Genomic DNA, 8,897 nt, shown 5'->3' on the forward strand with positions numbered 1-8,897 from the left:
CCGGACTCGGCCCCGGTCGCGGCGGCTGCGGAGGTGCCGACGGCAACGGTCGCCGCGGTGGCCCCGACGACCCCGCCGAAGGCGCGCCGGGTCAGCGGGGTGTTGGTGGTGCCGGCCGTGCCGGTCGGGGTGGGGGAGTCGGTCGCGCCGGCCGTGGCGGGTCTCGTACGGGCGGCGTCCGGGGCGGGGGACGTGGCGGCGGCCGGGTCGGTGGGTGCGTGCGCCGACTGCCCGGTCGGGGCGGGGCGTTCGGCGGGGCTCGGCTGGTGCGAGGAGGTCACGGCGGGTCCTTAGCTGGGGGAGGGGCGTGGGCACGCGGCGGCTGTGGTGGCGCCGGCCGCGCGTCATCACGGGGCACGGGGGCGGTGGGGGAGCGGACGTGCGGGGGCACGGATGCAGGAGGGCACGGACGTACGGCGGCGTCGGACGGGATGCGTGGACGTACGGCGGTACGGGCGTCCGACCGCTCAGGGCGCAGCGGCACGGCCCCGGAACACGCTCCGGATCGACGGCTCCGGCCCACGACAGCCGCGTACGGCGTCCGCGCCACGACATCCGCACCACGACATCCGAGGACGACACCGGCGTACGACATCCATGTACGGCAATGGCGCACGACGTCCGCGTACGACAGCCGCGTACGACGTCCGCGTACGGCCGAGGCAGACGACCGAGGTGAACGACGAAGGCGCGGTGATACGGGCCGAATCGCCCACCGGGGCGCCGCAGTTCCTAGCGCGCGGGCGCGGGCGGAGGCGTCGGTGGACGGGAGGTGGCGGACGTCAGCCCGGTCGCGAGGTGCGTCGGGGCGCGGCCGGCGCGGAGGCGTTCAGCAGAGCCGTCCCGCGGAGCCGTTCAGGCGTGGCGCCAGATCGCGCTCGCGACACGGACCAGGTCAACGTGGCGGCGCGCTACCAGCAAGATCGAAGGATCAAGGACGAGCGGCATGGTCCAGGAGCCTGTCCGACGGCACGCGCACCTGTCAATGCCAGGGTGATGAACACGGGCCGGGCGCACTGCGCTGGGCCGGCCGGGCAAGCGGGTGACGCGCGCCACCCGAATCACCCGCTGAAGTCGCGGCGTCACCGGAAGTCGCCTTGTGTGGACAGTGCGATCCGACCGTTTCAGAAAGGAACGTCACGCAATGTCTTCTCTCCCCCCGACCCTCCCCCCGGCCCTCCGCCCGACCGCAGGCGGCGCCGCGCGTCGCACCGGTGTGGTGGCCGCCACCGCCGCCGTCGCCCTCGGCCTCGCCCTCACCCCGGGGACGGCCGGCGCCGCCCCGCTCGCCCCCGCCGCCCCGATCGACGCGCCCCGCGGCGCCATCGCGGTCGTCGACGGCAGCACCCACCTCGCCGTGCCGCCGCAGGTCGTGGAGCGGCTGCGGGAACACGGGCTGCGCCTGGTCCGCGTCGACGGCCAGGGCCAGACCCGAGAGGCCGCCCCCGCCGGCAGCCAGCTCCAACTCGACGTCACCAGCGGCGTGATCACCAACCTGGACGGCCGGATCGGCGGCCGGGTCCTCTACCAGGACCGCGGGCTCGCGGTGGTCAACACCAAGACCCGCCAGGTGGCCAGACTCGCGGAGTTCGAAAGCGACCTGACCCGCAATGCGGTGCTGGGTTCGGTCAACGACGCCCAGTCGTTCGCGGTGGGCTACGCGCGCAGCGAGCTCATCTCGCGGCAGACCCTGAACGTCGAGGAGCGGCAGGTGAAGTTGGACTCCCGGGTCCGGCTGACCGAGCGCGCCGCCGCCCAGCTCAACCAGGCGGCCGGGACCAAGGCGTTCACCCGTGGCGCGGTCTTCGCGAAGGTGGACAGCACCTTCAACCTGGACGAGGAGCAGGACGTACGGGCCGCACTCGGCCTGGACCGTGACCTGAAGAGCACGGACAAGGCGCAGACCTACCGCCAGCAGCCGAAGGCCGACAAGCCGGGCCGCGCGCAGGACGAGTTGGCGACCGAGGCGAACCTGAAGAAGGCGTTCCCGAAGGCCGTGGGCTAACCAGACCCCGTCGTTAGGGGCAACAACTCTCCTCGTATGCAAGGAAGTTGGGGAATTGGCGAGTCCGCGTTGAGGGTCGCCTAGCAGTGCCGCCCCACCCGCGAGCCGCCCCCGCACAAGCCGACACACACCCCCGTGCCGCGCTGCCCCACGCCGCGGCGCGCCCCCTCGCCGAGGGCCCGACCCGGGCCGGCGGTCGGGGCGCGCGGCGGCCGGGTGCGGGGGCGTGGGGCCGGTGGCTGGGTGTCTGAGGGCCCGGGAGTTGGGTGTCTGAGGGCGTGGGCGCCTGGGTGGCTGGTTGCCGGTGCCCGGCGGGCCGAGGGGCCGAGTGTCCGAGTATCCGGGGCGCGCCCTCAGCGACGGCCGGCCGGGAACGGCGCCGGGCCGGTCGCGCGCGGTCTGACCTGCACCGACGGCCGATTGTCAGAGGCCGCCCCTAGGGTGCGAAGCAGACGGAAGGCCCTGGCCCGGCCACGGCTCCGGCCCCCCGGCTGACGACCAACCGTCGTGCTGCGACGACCCGAACCCACCCCAGGAGCACCGACATGCGCACGCTGATCAGCACCGCCTTCATCTCCCTGGACGGCGTCATGGAGGCCCCCGGCGGCGAGAGCGGCTACCGCAACGCCGGCTGGACCTTCAAGGACGTGGAGTTCCTGCCCGAGGCGTTCGAGATCAAGGGCCGGGAGCAGGAGGAGGCCACGGCGCTGATGCTGGGCCGGGTCAGTTACGAGGGCTTCAGCCCGGTATGGCCGGAGATGGCGGAGTTCACCGGTTACCGGGACATGCCCAAGTACGTGGTCTCCACCACCCTCGCCGAGTCCGACCTGGTCACCAACTGGGGCCTGACCACGATCCTGCGCTCGCTGGACGAGGTGGCGGCCCTCAAGGAGACCGAGGGCGGCCCCGTCATCATCCACGGCAGCGCCAAGCTGAACCACGCCCTCTCCGACGCCGCCCTCATCGACCGCTACCACCTGCTGGTCTTCCCCCTCCTGCTGGGCGCGGGCGAGCGCCTGTTCAGCGCCACCGACAAGGACGCACAGAAGCTGCAACTGGTCGAGCAGGAGGCGTACGGGAACGGCGTGCAGAAGGTCGTCTACGACGTGGTGCGGTGAAGGTGAAAGGGGGGGCGACCGATGGGGGCGGCTGACGGGTGGCTCCCGGCCGTACCGGCCGGTGCGCGGTGGACGGCGCACCCCGGGCACCCTGCGACCGTGCGGACGGGCGGCGGCCGAGGAACGCACGGCGGCACCCGCGGCGGCCCGCGGTCGGGCGGCGGCCGAGCGGTGTGCGGGCAGCGTCCCCGGCGGCCTGTGGTCGCGCGGCATCCGAGCAACCCACGGCGACACCCCTGGCGGCCCGCGGTCGGCGGCACCCGCAACGTACGGCAAACCCTCAGCACGCCCGGATGCCAGCCCGGGCCGACCCCGCCCCGTAGCAACCCCGCCACACCAACCCGGGCCGTACCAACCCCAGACCGGCCCGGCCCCGCCCCCGTACGATCCCGGCCCATGGCCATGTTCGTACACCTCACCTCGGCGGCGAACGCGCCCCGCATCCGCCGCTCCGGGGTCCGGGCGGAGAGCACTGGGCAGGGCGACGCGCGCGGGGTGTACTGCTTTCCCGTCCTGCGGTCGTACACCCACACCCATCAGTGGCTGCGCGAGCTGGCCCGCTTCGGCAGTCAGGGCGGGCTGGTCGCCGTGCACCTGCGGCTGGACGACGCCGAGCCGGTGCGGGTCGGCCGCTACGGGGACCGGGTGCGGGACGCCCAGCGGCTCGTACCCGCGGCCGACGCGGTGCGGCGGGTCGCCGCCCTGGAGGACCCGCGCGGCTGGGAGGTCTTCGTGCCCCGGGCGATCCGGCCGCGCGAGATACACCGCATCCGCGCCGCCCGGCAGGTCGCCGGCTGGCGCTACCGGCCGGACGCGCACGGCGACCGGCCCTGCACCTGCGCCGGCTGTCGCATCCGCGGCGAGTACGGATCGCGGCGGCTGCGCGAGCGGCTGCCGCACCCACTGGACGGCCCGCCGCCACCGGCCCGCGTGCTGCTCGCCAGGATCGCGGCGGCCGGCGACCCGGGCGATCCGGCCGTGCTCAAGGACGCCCTGCACTGGTTCGGCCTGCGCCGCCGCGGCCCCCTCGCCGCACTGGCCCCGCTCGCCACCCACCCCGACCCCCACGTCCGCGCGTACCTGGTCTGGGCGGTTGCCCGCTGGTCCACGCCCGGCGTCGGCGACCTCCTCGCCACCCTCGCCGACGATCCGCACCCCGACGTCCGGGTGGCGGTGGAGTGCGTCCGCGAGGCGCACTAGCGACGGGCCCCGACAGCCGCCGACCTCGCCCCGCACCCACCACCGGGCCGGGCCCCGCGGACCACCAACCCCCGCCCCACGGCTCCGGCCCCATCAACCGCCGGGCCCGGTCCGCGCGGCCCACCGGCTCCCGCCCGCACCAACCGCCGGGCCCCGGCCCCCACGGATCACCAACCCCGCCCCCGCGGACCCGGCCCCTGCCCCGCCCCGAGGTGTGTCCCTCATCTCATCTGGACCCGGCAGCCGCCCGGCGGCCGATGCCGATCCGTCGCGCCGGCAGGACGTACACCCCGAGTGACAGCCCGTTTTTCCGGGCGGATGGGGCGGAAGTGATTACGGAGGGTGAGTGGCCGTGTCCGGGTGGACCGAACGTCTGACCCTCAACCGCGGGTACAGTGTCTTTTGTGCGTGGTGACGGACTACTCAGCCACGATCTCCTTCCCGGCGAGAAGGGCCCCCAGGACGCTTGTGGCGTCTTCGGTGTCTGGGCTCCCGGCGAAGAGGTCGCCAAACTCACCTATTTCGGGCTGTATGCCCTGCAACACCGTGGACAGGAGTCCGCGGGCATCGCAGTGAGCAACGGCTCCCAGATCCTGGTCTTCAAGGACATGGGCCTGGTCTCCCAGGTATTCGACGAAACTTCCCTCGGTTCGCTCCGCGGCCACATCGCCGTGGGCCATGCCCGCTACTCCACCACCGGTGCCTCGGTGTGGGAGAACGCGCAGCCGACCTTCCGGGCGACCGCCAACGGGTCGATCGCTCTCGGTCACAACGGGAACCTCGTCAACACCGCCGAGCTGGCCGACCTGGTCGCCGAGCTGCCACGGGACGGCGGCCGGGCCACCCAGGTCGCCGCGACCAACGACACCGACCTGGTGACCGCGCTGCTCGCGGGCCAGGCCGATGACGACGGCAAGCCGCTGACCATCGAGGCCGCGGCGCAGCGCGTGCTGCCCAAGGTGCAGGGCGCCTTCAGCCTCGTCTTCATGGACGAGCACACCCTGTACGCGGCCCGTGACCCGCAGGGCATCCGCCCGCTGGTCCTCGGCCGGCTGGAGCGCGGCTGGGTGGTCGCGTCCGAGACCGCGGCGCTCGACATCTGCGGCGCCAGCTTCATCCGGGAGATCGAGCCCGGCGAGCTGATCGCGGTCGACGAGGACGGGCTGCGCTCGTCCCGGTTCGCCGACGCGCGCCCCAAGGGCTGCGTCTTCGAGTACGTCTACCTGGCCCGCCCCGACACCGACATCGCCGGCCGCAACGTCTACCTCTCGCGCGTCGAGATGGGCCGCAAGCTGGCCGCCGAGGCGCCGGCCGACGCCGACCTGGTGATAGCGACCCCGGAGTCCGGCACGCCGGCGGCCGTCGGATACGCCGAGGCCAGCGGCATCCCGTACGGCTCGGGCCTGGTCAAGAACAGCTACGTGGGCCGTACGTTCATCCAGCCGAGCCAGACCATCAGGCAGCTCGGCATCCGGCTCAAGCTCAACCCGCTCAAGGAAGTCATCCGGGGCAAGCGACTGGTGGTCGTGGACGACTCGATCGTCCGCGGGAACACCCAGCGCGCACTGGTCCGGATGTTGCGCGAGGCCGGCGCGGCCGAGGTGCACATCCGCATCTCGTCGCCGCCCATCAAGTGGCCCTGCTTCTTCGGCATCGACTTCGCCACCCGCGCCGAGCTGATCGCCAACGGGCTCTCCGTCGAGGAGATCGGCAAGTCGCTGGGGGCCGACTCGCTCGCGTACATCTCCATTGACGGGATGATCGAGGCGACCACCATCGACAAGCCGAAGCTGTGCCGTGCCTGCTTCGACGGCGAGTACCCGATGGACCTGCCCGACCCGGAGCTGCTCGGCAAGCACCTCCTGGAGTCGGAGACGGCCGGGGTGGCCAAGCCCGACGCGGACGGCGTGCAGACGCTGACCGCCGGTGTGGGTGGGGCCGACGCACTGCGTCGTCCGTAACCCACACCCCCATCACAATCCGAAGGTTCCAGCCATGCCTGAGACAGTTCCCGTCGGCGGCGGCGCCAGCTACGCCGCCGCGGGTGTCGACATCGAAGCGGGCGACCGCGCCGTCGAGCTGATGAAGGAGTGGGTGAAGAAGGCCACCAGGCCCGAGGTCGTCGGCGGCCTCGGCGGCTTCGCCGGGCTCTTCGACGCCTCCGTGCTCAAGCGCTACGAGCGCCCGCTGCTCGCCTCGGCCACCGACGGCGTCGGTACGAAGGTGGACATCGCGCGCCGCCTGGGCGTGTACGACACCATCGGCCACGACCTGGTCGGCATGGTCGTGGACGACCTGGTGGTGTGTGGCGCCGAGCCGCTCTTCATGACCGACTACATCTGCGTCGGCAAGGTCTACCCGGAGCGGGTCGCGGCCATCGTCAAGGGCATCGCCGAGGGCTGTGTGCTCGCCGGCTGTGCGCTGGTCGGCGGCGAGACCGCCGAGCACCCGGGCCTGCTGGGCGCCGATGACTTCGACGTGGCGGGCGCGGGCACCGGCGTGGTCGAGGCCGACCGGCTGCTGGGCGCGGACCGCATCCGCACCGGTGACGTCGCCATCGCCCTGGAGTCCTCCGGACTTCACTCCAACGGGTACTCGCTCGTGCGACACGTGCTCTTCGACCGGGCCGGTTGGAGCCTGGACCGCGAGGTGCCGGAGTTCGGCCGCACCCTGGGCGAAGAGCTGCTGGAGCCCACCAAGATCTACGCGCTCGACTGCCTGTCGCTCACCCGGACCACCGAGGTGCACGCGTTCTCGCACATCACCGGCGGCGGGCTCGCCAACAACCTGGCCCGGGTCATCCCGGACGGCCTGCACGCCAGCATCGACCGCGCCTCGTGGACCCCGGACCCGGTGTTCGACGTCGTCGGCCAGGCCGGCGCGGTCGAGCGCAGCGAGCTGGAGAAGACGCTGAACATGGGCGTCGGCATGATCGCGATCGTGCCGCCGCAGTCAGTCGACGTCGCCCTGGCCACCCTCGCCGACCGTGGCGTGGACGCCTGGATCGCCGGAGAGATCACCGAGCGCGGTGACCGTACCGAGGCCGTGACCCTGACCGGTGACTACGCAAGCTGAAGCTGAAGGCAGCACAGAACCCGGTCCGGGGCGGGCCCTGGACCGGGTCGGTGTCGGTGTTGTGAACGCCGAAGACGTGCTGTGGACGCGCGACGTCAAGCGCGACGGCGATGAGCAGACGACTCGGACGGCTCGTCGTCGCCCTCGTCGTTGTAACGATCCGCGTACTCCGCGTACGGGTCGTCATCCAGCTCATCGTCGTGCGGCTCGCTGTTCGGCGGCTGCTTTGTCGTCGATGCGCCTAGCTCGTTGGCCAGGCGTGAGAGATCCGTCCCACCGCTGTTGTACTTCAGCTGGCGGGCGACCTTTGTCTGCTTGGCCTTGGCCCGGCCGCGCCCCATGGCTCGACCCCCTCGGTGACGGGGCTCGACGGCCCCAGAGTCTTGACACGCGTTCATGAGTCGGAGCGGGCTCTCGACGGAGAGACCGGTCCGTAGGGCTTCAACGGTACCTGCTTCTTTGGCCATACGGTACGTCGCCCACGGCACGTGCCACTCGACAGAACCTGCGAGGCGCCCCGTCCTCGCTGGTCAGCAGCGATTTTAACCCGTCTTGGGCGCCGACCCGCCGACGGGCCGTGAGCGATCTCTCCCTCGCGCCCGCCCGGAGCCCGGCGGCGGCCCGCGGTCCGCCCACGGCCGGCCCGCAGCCGCCCGGCGCCGGCCCTGCCGATGGCCGACGGGCTGCGAACGGGTGACGGCCAGGCGCGAACCAGCCCAACGCTTGGCGACGATCGCCCCGGGATCGCGCATTTCAGACCGCTTGTCGCGCATGTGGTTTCTCTCGCTGCGCGGTAGGGGGCCGCGTTGGTTCATGTCGGATGCTGGTTGTGTCCGAAGTCGCGGGCATTCCTGACCGGCTCGGATCGCTCCTGACCACACGGAAGCATGGAGGCGCGGTAGCGGCGCGGGCTGCTCTGGTTGCGCCCGGCGGGTGCACGGTGGCGTGCGCCGGCGGCCCACGGCGGCCCCGCGCTGCTGGGCGCGTAGCCGGTCGCGCGGGCGGACGCGGGGTGGCGCGTTTGGCGCCCGTACGCGGCCGTGCGGGCGCCGGACGGGGCCCGGGGGAGGGCCGGGCGACGGCCGGCGGCGAGCACGGGGCCTGAGGCCGCCTGACGCTGTGGTTTTCGGCCGTTCACGGGCGGCGGGGCGTGTGGGTGAGCGCTGCGCTGCGGGCCGTACGGGTGGCGCGGGTCGATGCAAGCCGGGCCGGGCCGGGGCGCGCGTGGCGCGGATGGTGCAGGCCGGGCCGGGCCCAGGGCGTGAGTGGCTCGGGTGCCGGGGCGGCGCGGGTGCCACGGACGTCGCGGCTGATACGGGGCGGGTGGCGCGGGCCAGGTGCCGCGCGTGGCGCGGGCGGGGGCGCGCCTGGTGTGCGCCGGAACGTATGCGTCCGGTGGGGGGGGGGGGGGGGGGGGGGGGGGGGGGGGGGGGGGGGGGGCGGGCCCAGCCCCGGCGGGGGAGGGGGTGAGAAGCGCGACGGAGCCCCGCCCGCCCCCC

General features: G+C 73.4%; 7 protein-coding genes and 1 pseudogene. 5 read left to right on the plus strand and 3 right to left on the minus strand.

The window, feature by feature from the left end:
* Positions 1-281, minus strand: a pseudogene (locus AAHZ94_RS22400) (hypothetical protein); the annotation flags it as partial.
* A gap of 574 nt (positions 282-855) precedes the next feature.
* Positions 856-948 carry a putative leader peptide gene (locus AAHZ94_RS22405; protein ID WP_349994773.1) on the minus strand — a complete coding sequence of 31 codons (93 nt, stop codon included), beginning with the start codon at positions 946-948 and terminating at the stop codon, positions 856-858.
* 196 nt (positions 949-1,144) lie between these two features.
* Between AAHZ94_RS22405 and AAHZ94_RS22410 the strand changes: the two genes are divergently transcribed.
* The 5 genes from AAHZ94_RS22410 to purM all read left to right on the plus strand — a co-directional run bounded on the left by AAHZ94_RS22410 (position 1,145) and on the right by purM (position 7,398).
* Entirely contained in the window at positions 1,145-2,005 is an 861-nt protein-coding gene (locus AAHZ94_RS22410) for a hypothetical protein (protein WP_349994774.1), read from the plus strand.
* 545 nt (positions 2,006-2,550) lie between these two features.
* Positions 2,551-3,123 carry a dihydrofolate reductase family protein gene (locus tag AAHZ94_RS22415; protein ID WP_349994775.1) on the plus strand — a complete coding sequence of 191 codons (573 nt, stop codon included), beginning with the start codon at positions 2,551-2,553 and terminating at the stop codon, positions 3,121-3,123.
* Positions 3,124-3,519: 396 nt separating this feature from the next.
* Positions 3,520-4,323, plus strand: coding sequence for a HEAT repeat domain-containing protein (locus tag AAHZ94_RS22420; RefSeq protein ID WP_349994776.1), 804 nt, complete (start codon positions 3,520-3,522; stop codon positions 4,321-4,323).
* Positions 4,324-4,727: 404 nt separating this feature from the next.
* Positions 4,728-6,284, plus strand: a complete 1,557-nt coding sequence (purF, locus tag AAHZ94_RS22425) for an amidophosphoribosyltransferase (protein ID WP_349994777.1) — start codon at positions 4,728-4,730, stop codon at positions 6,282-6,284.
* A 34-nt stretch (positions 6,285-6,318) separates the two neighbouring features.
* Positions 6,319-7,398 (plus strand): phosphoribosylformylglycinamidine cyclo-ligase, encoded by a 1,080-nt coding sequence (gene purM / locus AAHZ94_RS22430; RefSeq protein WP_349994778.1) that lies wholly within the window; start codon positions 6,319-6,321, stop codon positions 7,396-7,398.
* Positions 7,399-7,493: 95 nt separating this feature from the next.
* Here purM and AAHZ94_RS22435 read toward each other — a convergent pair whose 3' ends face one another.
* Positions 7,494-7,739, minus strand: a complete 246-nt coding sequence (locus AAHZ94_RS22435; protein WP_349994779.1) for a DUF3073 domain-containing protein — start codon at positions 7,737-7,739, stop codon at positions 7,494-7,496.
* Between the last annotated feature and the right edge of the window lie 1,158 nt (positions 7,740-8,897).

It is taken from the genome of Streptomyces sp. HSW2009 (assembly GCF_040240285.1).
Lineage (GTDB): Bacteria > Actinomycetota > Actinomycetes > Streptomycetales > Streptomycetaceae > Streptomyces.

Coding starts and splice junctions, on each gene's coding strand:
- purM (WP_349994778.1), top strand. CDS start 6,319: ATGCCTGAGACAGTTCCCGTCGGCGGCGGCGCCAGCTACGCCGCCGCG.
- AAHZ94_RS22405 (WP_349994773.1), bottom strand. CDS start 948: ATGCCGCTCGTCCTTGATCCTTCGATCTTGCTGGTAGCGCGCCGCCAC.
- AAHZ94_RS22435 (WP_349994779.1), bottom strand. CDS start 7,739: ATGGGGCGCGGCCGGGCCAAGGCCAAGCAGACAAAGGTCGCCCGCCAG.
- AAHZ94_RS22415 (WP_349994775.1), top strand. CDS start 2,551: ATGCGCACGCTGATCAGCACCGCCTTCATCTCCCTGGACGGCGTCATG.
- AAHZ94_RS22420 (WP_349994776.1), top strand. CDS start 3,520: ATGGCCATGTTCGTACACCTCACCTCGGCGGCGAACGCGCCCCGCATC.
- AAHZ94_RS22410 (WP_349994774.1), top strand. CDS start 1,145: ATGTCTTCTCTCCCCCCGACCCTCCCCCCGGCCCTCCGCCCGACCGCA.